This window comes from Streptomyces sp. NPDC004732, assembly GCF_040609235.1.
Taxonomy (GTDB): Bacteria; Actinomycetota; Actinomycetes; order Streptomycetales; family Streptomycetaceae; genus Streptomyces.
Genome location: NZ_JBEXJR010000016.1, coordinates 134873 through 148097, shown reverse-complemented (window position 1 = coordinate 148097; position 13225 = coordinate 134873). Strand labels below are relative to the sequence as shown.

9 protein-coding genes and 1 pseudogene are annotated in these 13225 nt (G+C 71.5%); 6 read left to right on the top strand and 4 right to left on the bottom strand.

What is annotated here, in order from left to right; genetic code table 11:
* Positions 1 to 2: 2 nt before the first annotated feature.
* Positions 3 to 113 (top strand): annotated as a pseudogene (locus ABZV77_RS36405) (helix-turn-helix domain-containing protein); the annotation flags it as partial.
* A 9-nt stretch (positions 114 to 122) separates the two neighbouring features.
* Here the strand turns inward: ABZV77_RS36405 and ABZV77_RS36400 are convergent.
* Both ABZV77_RS36400 and ABZV77_RS36395 read right to left on the bottom strand, forming a co-directional pair.
* The gene (locus ABZV77_RS36400) at positions 123 to 530 is read right to left on the bottom strand and encodes a TOBE domain-containing protein (protein WP_356266565.1); all 408 of its coding nucleotides are present in this window, start codon (positions 528 to 530) and stop codon (positions 123 to 125) included.
* Positions 531 to 577: 47 nt separating this feature from the next.
* Positions 578 to 1747, bottom strand: coding sequence for an alpha/beta fold hydrolase (locus tag ABZV77_RS36395; RefSeq protein WP_356266563.1), 1170 nt, complete (start codon positions 1745 to 1747; stop codon positions 578 to 580).
* A gap of 113 nt (positions 1748 to 1860) precedes the next feature.
* Between ABZV77_RS36395 and ABZV77_RS36390 the strand changes: the two genes are divergently transcribed.
* The 5 genes from ABZV77_RS36390 (at position 1861) to ABZV77_RS36370 (ending at position 11445) form a co-directional block, all read left to right on the top strand.
* The gene (locus ABZV77_RS36390; protein ID WP_356266561.1) at positions 1861 to 2463 is read left to right on the top strand and encodes a TetR/AcrR family transcriptional regulator; all 603 of its coding nucleotides are present in this window, start codon (positions 1861 to 1863) and stop codon (positions 2461 to 2463) included.
* 192 nt (positions 2464 to 2655) lie between these two features.
* A complete protein-coding gene (locus ABZV77_RS36385) occupies positions 2656 to 3159 on the top strand; it encodes a hypothetical protein (RefSeq protein WP_356266559.1) in 504 nt (167 codons plus the stop codon).
* 153 nt (positions 3160 to 3312) lie between these two features.
* Positions 3313 to 9093 (top strand): FxSxx-COOH system tetratricopeptide repeat protein, encoded by a 5781-nt coding sequence (gene fxsT, locus ABZV77_RS36380; protein ID WP_356266557.1) that lies wholly within the window; start codon positions 3313 to 3315, stop codon positions 9091 to 9093.
* A gap of 4 nt (positions 9094 to 9097) precedes the next feature.
* A complete protein-coding gene (locus ABZV77_RS36375) occupies positions 9098 to 10381 on the top strand; it encodes a CHAT domain-containing protein (protein WP_356266556.1) in 1284 nt (427 codons plus the stop codon).
* 53 nt (positions 10382 to 10434) lie between these two features.
* Positions 10435 to 11445 (top strand): hypothetical protein, encoded by a 1011-nt coding sequence (locus tag ABZV77_RS36370; protein ID WP_356266554.1) that lies wholly within the window; start codon positions 10435 to 10437, stop codon positions 11443 to 11445.
* Positions 11446 to 11484: 39 nt separating this feature from the next.
* Here the strand turns inward: ABZV77_RS36370 and ABZV77_RS36365 are convergent, their stop codons facing one another.
* Both ABZV77_RS36365 and ABZV77_RS36360 read right to left on the bottom strand, forming a co-directional pair.
* A complete protein-coding gene (locus ABZV77_RS36365; RefSeq protein ID WP_356266552.1) occupies positions 11485 to 12249 on the bottom strand; it encodes a hypothetical protein in 765 nt (254 codons plus the stop codon).
* 115 nt (positions 12250 to 12364) lie between these two features.
* Positions 12365 to 13129 carry a metallophosphoesterase gene (locus tag ABZV77_RS36360; protein ID WP_356266635.1) on the bottom strand — a complete coding sequence of 255 codons (765 nt, stop codon included), beginning with the start codon at positions 13127 to 13129 and terminating at the stop codon, positions 12365 to 12367.
* Positions 13130 to 13225: the final 96 nt, after the last annotated feature.

The window sequence follows — 13225 nt, the reverse complement described above, 5'->3', positions numbered from 1 at the left end:
CGCACGTCAACACCGTGCACTACCGCATCCAGCGCATCGAGTCCCTCACCGGCCGGGACCTGGCCCACCTCGACCACAAGCTCGACCTGTACGCGGCCCTGCAGTGCCGGTGACCGCCGCCGTCACCCCCGGGAGCCGGGCCTGTCGATGTGTACGTTCGTCGACTTCACCCGCGCGGTGACCGTGACCCCGACCTCGATCTCCAGCTCCTCGACGGCCTCACGGCTGACCACGGACACCAGCCGGTGGGGCCCCGACTGGATCTCGACCTGAGCCGCCACGTCGTCGGTGCGCACCGAAGTGACGATCCCCGCGAAGGAGTTGCGCACCGAGGTCAGCACCTCACCGGAGACCGGGTGCATCCCCCGTGCCCGCTCCTTGGCGAGCTCGGCCAGGCTCACGCCGTCGACCAGCCGGTTCCCGGAGTCGTCCCGCTCCGTCCGCAGCTGCCCACCGTCACCCCACCGCCGGACGGTCTCCGAACTCACGCCGAGCAGCCGCGCGGCCTGACCGATGCTGAATGTGGGCACACGGGCACCTTAGGCGCTCGGCGCGCGCGAGACGCGGACAGGGCCGCTCACGCGGCGAACACCGTGCCCAGCCAGTCGAAGGTGCGCTGGTGCCACAGGGCGACCGCGCCTTCGTGGCAGTGCTCGCCGCCGCCCTCCGACTCGGGGAAGGCAATCAGTTCCTTCGGGCAGGTCAGCGCGTCGAAGATGCGCTGCGGCTGGCCGGTGAAGAACTGGTCGTTCTCCGCCTCCAGAACGAGCATCGGGCAGGTGATCCGCTCCGCGAGTCCCTCCATGGTGTAGGCCTTGGACGCCTCGACGAGTCCGTCGGCGTCGGGGACCCCGAGGGTCCACAGGCCGTTGCGGACCAGCCAGCGCGCCGAGACGCTCTGCGCCAGCACGGCTTCCCAGCCGCCGGGGGTCTCGGCCGCGGTCCGGGCGACCGCCTGAAACGTGGGGTGGACGTCGTACACGCCGTCGTGCAGTACGCATGCGGCGATGCGGTGCTCGAAGGCGACCGCCCGTGCGGCGAGGTACCCGCCGAGGCTGGTGCCGATGAGCGTGAGCCGGTCCGTGTCCACCTCGGGCAGGGCGAGCGCGAAATCGACGACCGGGGTGACCACGGCCTCCCAGTCCGGCCGGAAGTGCAGGCCCTGCTCGCGCACGGCGCTGCCCTGGCCGGGACCGTCGAAGGCCAGGACGTGGAAGCCCCGCCGCAGGGCTCCCGCGGCCAGCGCGAAGTAGGCCTCTTCCAGGGTGGAGTCGTAACCGCCGTGGTAGAGCACGGTCGGGCGCGGCTCACCCGAGTCGTCCGCGAGGAACAGATAGCCCGGCAAGGTGGTGTCCTCGTAAGGGATGCGCACGGCACGGGCAGGGACGTCGAGCAGGGCGGCCGCGTCCGCGAAGGCCAGCCGGGACGCCTTCGCCAGTCGCGCGGACTCGGTGTCGTTCGCCGGGTCCGCGCGCCGGTAGAAGTCGGCGGTCCGGTAGTAGTTCGAGGCCCGCAGCAGCGCCTCCCGCGCGCTCACCCGGTGTCCTGCGGTCAGCGCGTCCCGGCCGATGCGCTCGACCCGCGCCGCCGTCGCGGCCCACTGGGCCGACCATGCCTCTTCGTCGCCGTCCGGAATCAGGCGGCAGGTCACCAGGACCTCGCCGAGCTCGGCGCCGCCGTACGTGGCGTAACCGGCAGCCCTCAGCGCCTCGAAGGAGAAGGACTCGTTGTCGTAGAGGAATTTCATCGTCAGTGCCTCCCAGGTGAAGCGGAACGGAACGGTGCCGTTCCGTTCGATGAGGGCGATGCTAGCTCACCGCGGAACGGAACGCACCCGTTCCGTTCATCTATGCTGTGCGGATGGCAGCAGAACGCAGGGCAACCGGCGGCGCGGCCCTGCGGGAGCGGGTGACCGAGGCGATCACCGAGGCGGCCTTCGCCGAACTCGCGGAGAGCGGCTACGAGCGGATGTCCATGGAGGCGGTCGCCCGGCGCGCGGGCGTGGGCAAGGCCGCGCTGTACCGACGCTGGGCATCGAAGCAGGAGATGCTCGCCGAACTGGTCAGGGAAGCGGTGAAGGGCGCGCTGCCGCCGACTCCGGACACCGGAGCCCTGCGCACCGATCTGCGCGAGTTCCTCGGCACCATCCGCAGCCAGCTCACCAACCCGGTGGTGCGCGGCATCGGCCCCGGACTGCTCGCGCAGAGCCGCCACACGAGCGCGCTCGCGGATGTGATCCACACGGGCGTGGCGGCACCGCGCCGGGCGGTGGCGCGCACCATGCTGCAGGCCGCGATCGACCGGGGCGAACTCCCGGCCCTCCTGGACCAGGAACTGGCCGCGGACCTCCTGATGGCACCGTTGGGCTTCCGCCTGCTGATCACGGAGGGGGACAGCGGTGACGCGTACCTGGACCGACTCGCCCACGTGATCGAGGCAGCACTGAAAGCCGCTGCCCGCTAGGGAGTTCCGCACGCGGAAACTCGTCGCCAATGGACAGCAGACGCTCATTCGAGTTTCGGCCGAAGTCGTATCATCTTGATTATCGAATTCGACGCAAGATAAACACCGCGAATTACAGGCAATGACCTCCCCGTTGTTACTTTGATTCCTCCTGAATCAGTTCACGTTCCGTTCTGTTCCTTGGAGGAGTCGGTGGTTCGAGTCTGGGCGGCGGCCGGAGGGCTCGCTCTCGTTGCTACCACCTGCACCTACGTCACCATGGGGCCCGCCGTGGCGACGCAGGGGCAGGGGCAGCGGCAGGGGGAAGAGCCGATCCCTACGCTTTATCTGAAGCAGGAACTGCCGCATCCGTCCTCCACTCCCCCGTCCGGCAAGGACGGCACCGTCATCGCCTCCCGGTTCACCGTCACGGACCGCGCCGGTGCGAAGGTCGGCGGAGCCTTCGAGACGTGTGCCAAAGAGATGGTCGGGGGCAGCGCGGTCACCGCGTACTGCTCCGGGATCATCGAGGTCGAGGACAAGGGGAAAGTCGCCTTCCAGGCATCCCGTGCGGTGTCGGGCGATCCCAAGGACGACCATGCCCTGGTCACCGGTGTGGTCACCGGAGGCACAGGCGCCTATGACGGCGCGGACGGCGAGATGGACCTCACCCCGCCCGCCACCGAGAACGGCACCTGGACGGCCGAGTTCAAGTGACGGCGGAGTGCGGGTGGCGATGTGCGGCGCCCACCTCCGTCCGCATGACAGTGCACCGTGACCTGAACTACCATTTCGAGCAGGGCAGTTGGGGGGCTCCCAGAATGCGCACCCCCACGCGAGTGCGGGCGTGAACGCAGGTGGGAGGCCGAGGTGATCACGGAGCGGCTGCACCGTTCGGAAGCCACCGAGCAGTCCGAGTCGGACGTCCTGGAGCTGCGCCGCGCGCACGCGCCCACCGACGTCAGCGGCAACCCGCACACCGAGGAGCGCGCCGGAGTCCCGCCCCACGCCGTGGCCGCCGCCCTCTCGATCGCGCCGCCGGCCGAGATGGACAATCTGCCGCAGAGCGCGACCGAGGTCTTCGTCGGCCGCTCCGACGACCTGGTGAGCATCCGGCGGGCGCTCGGCGCGGGCGAGGGCGTCATCACCCAGCCGCAGACCCTGCACGGGCTCGGCGGCGTCGGAAAGACCGCGCTCGCGCTGCGGTACGCGCTGACGCACCGTCACGACTACACCGTCATCTGGTGGATCGTCGCCGACAGCCGCGAGCAGGTGGACGCCGCCCTCGCCGACCTCGCCGTCTTCCTCCACCCCGGCTGGGCGCTCACCGCCCTGCCGAAGCAGCAGACGGAATGGGCCCTGCTGTGGCTGCAGGCGCACAGCGGCTGGCTCCTGGTCTTCGACAACGCCGAGGCGCCCGCCGACCTGAATCCCTACCTCGGACGGCTGCACGGCCACGGGCACCAGCTCGTGACCAGCCGCCGCGCCGACGGCTGGCACACCAGCGCCCGGCCCCTCCCCCTCGACGTCCTGGCCTCCGAGTCGTCGGTGAACCTGCTGTGCGGACTCGCCCTGTCCCAGGCCGACCGGCGGGAGCCGACACCCGAAGAGCGGCGGCAGGCCGCCGAACTCGCCGTCGAGCTGGGGCACTTACCCCTGGCGCTGGCGCAGGCCGGCGCCTATCTGCGGCAGACCGGCACGTCCTTCGCCGCCTACCGCGCCCTCCTGAGGGAAGATCCCGCCACGGTGCTCGACACCACCGCGGAGGCCGGCGACGCCACCCGTACGATCGCCCGCATCTGGCGGGCCACCCTGCGCGCCGTCGACCGGACCGACCCGTCGGCGGCCACCCTGCTGCACACCCTGGCCTGGTACGCGCCCGAGGCGGTGCCGCGCCACGCGCTCTCCGCGCTCGCGGACGTCCGCGTCGACGCCGCCCTGCGGCTGCTCGCCGACTACAACATGATCACGCTCACCGAGAGCACCGTCACGGTGCACCGGCTCGTGCAGACCGTGCTGCGCACCTCCGCCCTGACCGCCGGTTCCGTCGCGCGGACGGGCCGCGCGTGGGCCGAGGCCGTCTTGGCCCGTGCGCTGCCCGACGGCCCGCGCGCCGAGCGGGAGGTGCAGGCCCGCTGGCAGGAACTGCTGCCCCACATCCAGGCGTTGGCCGCCACCCGCCCCGTCGGCGTACAGCCCGAAGAAGCAACCGTCCGGCTGTACGAGCGGGCGGCGCGGGAACTGGTCCAGCGCGACCAGAAGGTCCTCGCCGTCCCCCTCCTCGAGGCCGTGGTCGACGGGCTCGTCCTGCTCCACGGGAACGACCACCCGGACACCCTCGACAGCCGCGACGCCCTCGCCGACGCGCAGAGCAGGGACGGCGACCCGCACCGGGCCGTGGCGCTCTGCCGCAAGCTCATCGCCGACCGCGGCCGGGTGTTCGGCCCCGACCACCCGACCACACTGGCCAGCCGTCACACGTACGCGCACGCGCTGCGGAAGGCGGGTGACCATCAGTCGGCGGTCCAGGAGTTCGAGGCGGTCGCGGCGGACCGGGCCCGGGCCCTCGGTCCGGAGCACCGCGACACGCTCGGCAGCCGCGACGGCCTCGCCTACGCGCACCAGACGGCCGGTGCCCACCAGGCCGCCGTCCAGGAGTACGAGGCCGTGGTCGCCGACCGGACGCGGCTCTTCGGCGCCGACGATCCGTCGACGCTCACCAGCCGCAACAGCCTCGCCTACGCCTGCCGTGCCGCAGGCGACCACCGGCGCGCCATAGCCCTCTACGAGGCGGCGATCGCGGACCGCACCCGCGTGCTGGGACCCGACCACCCGGACACGCTCACCAGCCGCGGCTGGCTGGCCCACGCCCAGCGGGTGGCCAGGGACCACCACGCGGCCGTGGACGGTTTCGGGGCCATCGTGGCGGACCGCACGCGGCTGCAGGGGAGCGATCACCCCGACACCTTCGACAGCCGGGGCGATCTCGCGTACGCACGCCAGAGCGCCGGTGACCCGGCCGCCGCCGTACGGGAACTGAGCCTCCTCGTCACGGACCGCTCCCGCGTCCAGGGCGCCGACCACCCCGCGACGCTCGACGGCCGCGAGGACCTGGCGCTCGCCTGCCGGGCCATGGGCGACCACCGGCGTGCGATCGACCTCTACGAATCCGTGCTGGCGGACCGGGTCCGTGTCCAGGGGCCGTCCCACCCGGCGACCCTGGACTGCCGGGAAAACCTCGCCTTCGCCTGCTCGGCAGCCGGGGAGCACGCCCGCGCCATCAGGCTCAACCAAGCCTTGGTCTCGCGGCTAACCCGGACCCGGGGCTCTCGGCACCCTGCCGCGCTCTGGGCACGTGACAACGTGGCCTATGCCTACCGTGCCGCCGGCGACTACGCACGGGCGCTCGCATGGTGCGAGCCCGTCGTCGCGGACGCCACCGAACTGTTGGGTGCCGGGCACCCCACCACACTGGGGTGCCGCGAGCAACTGGCGATCATCCGGCGGCTAGCGGAGCAGTACACCGTTGCCGTCGCGGAGTTCACCTCCCTCACCGAAGACCGTACCCGCGTCCAGGGGCCGGATCACCCCAGCACCCTGAACACTCGCATCGGCCTCTACCATGCCCACGACCTCGCAGGTGACACGGCAACAGCTGTGCGTGGGTTCGAGGAGCTGCTCGCGGATTACGTCCGCCTGCACGGCCCCGACCATCTCGGTGTGCTGAACGTCCGGTCCTGGCTGGCCCTCGCCTGCCGCCACGCAGGAGCGCACCACCGAGCCATCGAGCTGTACGAACAGCTCATCCCGGACCGCGTCCGCATCCACGGCCCGCGCCACCCAGAGGTCCTCACGACCCGTTACTACCTCGCCCTCGCCTGGGACGTCGAGGGCAACCACCGCCGGGCGGCCGAATTATTCAGGGAAGTGGTCGCGGAGCGCACCGAGGTGTTGGGCGCGGACCACCTCGACGTGCTCGGTGCTCGCGGCAGTCTGGCCGACGCCGTCCAGGGAGGCGGGGACCATCCACATGCGGTCGCCCTGTACGGGCAGCTCCTCGACGACTACGTACGCGTCTGCGGCCCGGACCACCTCGCCACCCTGACCTGCCGCAACGACCTCGGCCTCGCGCGCCAGTTGGCCGGTCGGCACACGGAGGCGGTGCGGGACATGGAGGCGCTGGTCGCCGACCGCACCCGCATCCAGGGCGCCGACCACCCCGCAACCCTGATCAGCCGGGCCAACCTCGCCTACGCATGCCGCGACGCGGGCGACCACACCCGTGACATCCGCCTCTACGAAGAGCTCATCGCCGACACCACCCGACTGGACGGCCCGGACCACCCCACCACCTTCGCCCGACGCCGGGCGCTCGCTCGTGCCTGCTGCGTGGCCAGGCAGTACGCCCGGGGCGTGCGTCTCTACGAGGAACTCCGGGACGACCAGAACCGCGTGATCGGCCCGGAGCACGCGAGCACGCTTCTCACCCGGGAGCTCCTGGCGGGTGCCTGGCTGTCCGAACGGCTGCACCACAAGGCCCGGCGGGAAAACGACGCACTCGTCGCGGACCGCACCCGCATCCAAGGCCCGTCCCACGCCGACACGCTGATCAGCCGGGCCAACGTCGCTTACATTTGTCTGTGCGCGGGGGACCACCACCACGCTGTGTCCCTCTACGAACAGCTCGTCGACGACCGCATCCGGATCCACGGTCAGGAACATCCGAATGTGCTCGGCAGTCTCGGAGATCTGGCCGCTGCCGTCCGCGCCTCCGGGGACCATCGGCGTGCGATCGGCCTGTACGAGCGGCTCCTTGACGACTACGTGCGCATCTACGGCCCGGACCACCTCGACGCCCTGGCCTGCCGCGACAATCTCGGCTCCGCACGGCAATGGGCAGGCCAATACAGCGCGGCGCTGCGAGAGATCGAGGCGCTGGTCGCCGACCGCACCCGCATCCAGGGCGCCGACCACCCAGCAACCCTGGCCAGCCGGGCCAACCTCGCCTACGCCTGCCGTGGCGCGGGCGACCACATCCGTGACATCCGTCTCTCCGAAGAACTGGTCACCGACAGCATCCGAATGCACGGCCCGGACCATCCCATCACCTTCGGCAGGCGTGAGAACCTCGCCGATGCCCACAGCTGCTCCGGCGCTCACGACTCCGCCATCGCCCAGTACGAAGCCCTGACCGCGGACCGGGCAAGGGTGCTCGGCCCCGATCATCCGGACTCCCTCAACACCAGGCGCTGGCTCGGCTGGTGCTGCAGTCAGGCCGGGTACTACACGCGGTCCGTCTCTCTGCACGAGGCGGCACTCGCGGATCTCACCCGTGTGCGGGGAACCGACCATATCGACACGTTGTCCTGCCGCGACGGCCTCGCCTACGCACGACAACTCGCCGGACAGCACACGGAGGCACTGCAGGATGCGGAAGCTCTGATCGCCGACCGCACCCGCGTCCAGGGCGCTGACCACCCCGCAACCCTGGCCGCCCGCGCAGACTTGGCGTACACATGCCGTGGTGCGGGCGACCACACCCGTGCCGTACAGGTCTACAAGGAGCTCGGCGCTGATCGGTCCCGCGTGTTGGGGCCGGAGCACGGCGCCACCCTGGACACCCGCGGTGCTCTCGCCCTCGCCTCGCTGCCGATCCGTTCCGCCGAGCACGTGATCTCCCTGTGCGAGACGCTCCTCACCGATCACGTCCGGGTGCTCGGAGCCGACCACACCGAGACCCTCGGCTGTCGCGAACGTCTGGCCTACGCCTGGCTGCGGGCCGGTGACAGCCGCCGTGCGATCGACCTCTTCGAGGCCGTCATCGCCGACCGCTCCCGCATCCTGGGCCTCGGCCACCCGGACACCGCGGCCGGTGTCGCCGCAGCCCACGAGCGGGGCGTGGAGGCCCTCCCAACCGTATCAACGTACTGCAGTCGCCTCCAGGACCGCACGCACCCCACCGCCATCGACGCACTCGCCCAGGCGTACGGCGACGCAGGGGACCACGAACGCGCCACGGCGCTGTACGAAGCGGTCGCCGCCGGGCGGGAACAGGTCCTCGGCGAGGCGCACCCCGCCACCCTCGACAGCCGCACCGGAGCGGTCTTCGCGCGGGCCGCGGCGGGCGACGTGCAGGGGGCCTCCGCCGACGGCGCGCGGCTGCTCGCCGACGTGGAGCGGCTGCTCGGGCCCGACCACCCGCGGGCCCAGGACCTGCGTCGGCGCATGACGGGGCTGCTGCCCACGTGGGCGCTGCGGCTGCGGCTCCTCGACGACGAGGTGCGGGCGGGCGAGACGGTGCGCATCGAGGTCCGCATCGAGCAGTCCGGACAGCACGGCACGCCCGCCGCATCGGAGCTGCCCCTGGACGACCCCGAACTCCCCCTCGACGCCCCGGAGCTGCCCCCGCTCCTGCTGGTCGTCGCGGCCCGCTCGGGCGCCACGGTCGAGCCGCCCCTCGCGGAGTACTCGGCCGGGGACGCGCCCGCGGTCTTCGCGTTCACGGCGCCGGAACCGGGCACGCACCGCCTGCGGTTCACCGTGTACGACCGCGATGTCGGCGTGGTCCTCCAGGACGTGGAGACCAGCATCGACGTCGTGTCCTGCACCCCTTCTCTTGTCAGTGAGGCCCCCGGTCCCAGGAGGAACTGAGCAGGTGTCCAAAGAGCTCGTGGCGGACGTCATCCAGAATCCCTCGCTCGACTTCACTGCGCTTCCGCCGCGTCAGCGTCGTCCTCAGAGCCCGGCCCGTACGAAGGAACCCCTCGACCTGGTGGTGATGCTCCGCCAGCACGGCGACCGTCTGCACATCGCCGCCATCGCCCCCGGGCAACGCACCCCGAAGAACGGGACACCGCACGCGTACCTCACCGTCACCGCGGGCGACATGCTGCAGAAGGCGGCGCGGCTGCGCACGGTCTGGCGCGACCGGCTGGTGCACCACCGGCCGTGCGACGCGGACGGCATGCCGCTGAACGGTCATCCCTTCAGCGACGTGGTCGACCTGTCCGCGCACGCCAAGCCCTCGCGGCAGCTGACGGACGATCTCGCCGACGAGGGGCAGCACCTCCTGGAGGAGCTGCTCGCGGGTACGGACGAGCAGATCTCCGCCTTCCGGGCCTTCCTCAAGGGCGTACTCGCGGGCGAGGAAGGGCTGCGCATCACCTTCGACTCGGACCTGCACCTGCCCTGGCCGATGCTCGCGGTGGAACTGCCCGGCGACGCCGAGCCGCGGCACGGCTTCCTCGGCTACCGGCACCAGGTCGAGCAGACCGGCGCGTCGGCCTACCCGGCCGCCGCCCCGGCCTCCGCCGTCGGCCAGCACCTCCCCGTGACCAGCCTCAACACCGACTCCACGCTCGACAACGTCGGCCGGGCCGCCGACGTCCGCAAGCTGCTGGAGGAGCGTTCCCAGCTCACCGTGCGCACCGAGTCGGAGACCCTGCTCGACGATCTCGCCGCTCCCCTGCTGAACGACGACGTCATGTATTTCTGGTGCCACGGCGCGTTCGTCGAGAACGGTTCGCCCCATCCCCATCTGGCGGTCCGGCTCTCCGACGACCGGCCCATAGACGCCGACCTGGTCATGCGCAAACGCCGTCGGCACCGGGGCTCCGCCGACGCGGTCTTCCACCCCTTCGTCCTGCTCAACGCCTGCCACACCGGGCAGACGGCGCCGGAGCCCGGACTCAAGCACCTCGGCGGGGTCCTGGTGAACCTCGGGGCGGACGGGGTCCTCGGCCCGCAGATAGAGATACCCCAACTCTTCGCCTCCGAGTACGCCTTGGCCTTCCTGGACCGCTATCTCGGCGGCGACAGCACGGCGGGAGAGATCGCGATGGCGCTCGCCCGCGAGTACGCCGACGACTTCCACAATCCGCTGGCGCTGGCCTACTCGCTGTACTGCGGCATCGACAGCAGGCTGGAGACGGCGCTGTGAGCCCCGCGAAGTCCGTGAAGCCGCGTCCGTCCCGTGCGGGCGCACCCGTGTCCATGACCGTCGTCCGACTCGACGACAAGGGGCGGCTGTGCGCGCCCGGTTCCGACGCCCCCGTCCGTCCGGACCGGCTCTCCGAGCACCTCGCCCGGCTGCTCCGCATCCCTGACCGGGCGACCGACATCTACGTCTACGTGCACGGCTGGCAGACCGAGCCGGGCAGCGCCGTCCGCAGCGCGGGCCGACTGCTCCGGCAGGCCAAGGAGCTGGCCGCGGCCCGGCCCGAGGGGTACGCGGGGCTGGCCGACGGATACCGGCCCTGGGTCGTGGTCGTCTGCTGGCCGTCCTCCAGCCTGCCGACGCTGGCCGGTTACCGCCGCATCCGCGACCGTGCCCATGCGATGAGCGCGCCGGGCACCGGCCATGCCGCTCATGTCCTCGGCCATCTGCTCGGCTATCTGGACGCGAAACGGGCCGATCCCGCCGCCCCCGAGGTGCTGGCCAACCGCCATGGCCAGTACCTGCATCTGATCGGGCACTCCTTCGGCGGACGGTTCCTCTGCGAGGCGGTGCAGTGGGCCGCCGCGCCGCCCCGCGGGCCGCGGGTGCTCGGCTGGAGCGGCGCCGCGGACCCGCTGCGGCCCTTCACGGTGGACAGCGCCCTCGTCTTCCAGATGGCCGCGCCGCGCAACAGCTTCGACGAGTTGTTCCCCGCGCTGTTCCCGCGCGACGGCCGCCCCGCCGCTCCCCTGCGCGGGCCGCTCACCCTGACCCACTCCCGCTGGGACCGCGCCACCGGCTTCTGGCATCTGCGGGCGGAGGCGGCTCCCGGCATCGGCCACTCCGGTGTGGGCACCGCGCCCGTGCCGCAGTACTCCACCCGCCTGCTCACGGTCGAGGAGCCGTACGCCCTGGACGTCCTCGACCATCGCATCGTCAACGTGGACGCGGGGTGGCGGTTCCGCGGCGGGCGGGCGGGGCGGCTGCTTCCTGCCGGGGCGCACTCGGACTTCCACCATCCCGAGTCCGCGCACCTCCTGCTCAGCCTCTCCGCCCTCTCGCGGTGAACGGGTCGGGCCCGCCTCAGAAGGCAGGACGGGTTCGTCTCACCGCACCACGACGTTGTCCGCGGCCGAAGTCGAAGGGCCGGTGGTGGTGTTGCCGTAGTACACCCAGCGCCACGCGCCCGTCTTGGACGCCTTCACGGTCGTCCTGAGCTGGCCCGAGCCGTTGGCGTGCACCTTCTTCACCGTGGTGTAGGAGGTGGCTCCGCCGGGCTTGAACTGCAGGCTCACCAGGCGGCTTCCGTAGGAGGCGTACTTCTTCGTCTCCCAGTTGGCCCGCGTCACCTTGCCGGTCACGGTGATGGTCCTGCCCTTGGCCACCGGCTCGGGCGCGGCGTTCACACTCAGGCGGGAGTTGCGCTTGACGTAGGCGGTCAGGCCCTTGTCGTCCGTGTCACCGCCGCCGCCCTTGAAGGACACCTCGGCCGCGACCTTCCAGGCTCCGGCCTCGCTGTTGCGCATGTCCCACACGCTGGGGTCGAAGTACATCGTCTCGTTGAAGTCACAGACGCCCGGGCCCGCCTGGTGGCAGTCGCTCGTCTCGACGGCGTGCCACAGTCGTTCCCTCGTGTTGCCGCGGTACAGGAACACTGCGGGCCACTTCCACTTGTGGGTGGTCGCCATCCGGAAGGAGGTGGGCACCGCGACCTCCTTGGACACCCCGATCACGATCGGCTTGCCACCGTTCACCTGGACACGGGTGAAGGCGACCCCGCCCTCGGCCGCCCCGGCAGGCACCGCGGCCACGCCCGTGAACACCGCCGCCGCGCCACCGGCCACGACAGCTCTCCAGACCTTCTTGCCCACCTGATCTCCGATCCCTGCATCTCTGTGCCGAAAGGCGCCGGAGAGCCCTCCTCCGGCGCCTTTCAGACAGCCGGGGTCCACCCGGGGTTGCACACCCGTGGATCACGATCGGGCATCAGGGGACAGGGCGGTAGTGCGTCGTCAGGCGGCCCGTGTCGTCCAGGACGTGGAAGGCGACGGCCGGGGGCAGGTCGTGGTGGACGTGGTGGGACGGGTGGTCCTGGGCTTCCCAGGGGAGGCGGAGCGTGGAGACCACGCCGGGGGCCACCAGGAGGGGGCGGTCCGCGAACGTCGTCGCCGCGGGGGTGTGGGCGTGGCCCGCGAGGAACGCCGTGACGTTCGGGTGGCGTGCCGTCAGCTCGGCCAGGCGGTGCTCGTCGAGCTGGCGGATGCCGTCCACGTAGGGCGTGTGCAGCGGGACCGGCGGGTGGTGGAAGCCGATCAGGACCGGGCGTGCGGGCGGGGTGTCGGCGAGGAGGGCGGACAGCCACTCCAGGGTCTCGTCCGCCAGCCTCCCGTGGTCCTCGCCGGGCACCGACGTGTCGCACAGGGCCAGGGTGAAGCGGTCCGTGACGTGTGCGGTGTCGACCGGGGCCGTGCTCGGGGGTTCGCCGAGCAGGTGCTCGCGGAACGCGGCGCGCTCGTCGTGGTTTCCGGGGCAGATCAGCAGCGGGTGCCGGGTCGTCAGGAGCTCGCGGGCCGCCTCGTACTCGGACGGGGTGGCGTGGTCGGCGATGTCACCGGTGGCGATGACGGCGTCCAGGTCGTACGGGAGGCCGTTCAGGTACTCCATGACGGCCCGGGTGCGGCCGACGCTGCGGCCGCCGTCCGCCGTACCGGTGTCGATGTGAGTGTCGCTCAGGTGCGCGATCACCGATATCGGTGACGTCGTCGGCACGGCCGGTGTCTCTGGCATCGCTACGGGCCTTCCTGCTTGCGGTTCCTGACGGGCCGATGGGGGTCCTTCGGTGAACCT

Excerpts from the sequence above, each read along its gene's own strand:
- ABZV77_RS36370 (WP_356266554.1), top strand. The coding sequence starts at position 10,435 with ATGACCGTCGTCCGACTCGACGACAAGGGGCGGCTGTGCGCGCCCGGT.
- ABZV77_RS36390 (WP_356266561.1), top strand. The coding sequence starts at position 1,861 with ATGGCAGCAGAACGCAGGGCAACCGGCGGCGCGGCCCTGCGGGAGCGG.
- ABZV77_RS36395 (WP_356266563.1), bottom strand. The coding sequence starts at position 1,747 with ATGAAATTCCTCTACGACAACGAGTCCTTCTCCTTCGAGGCGCTGAGG.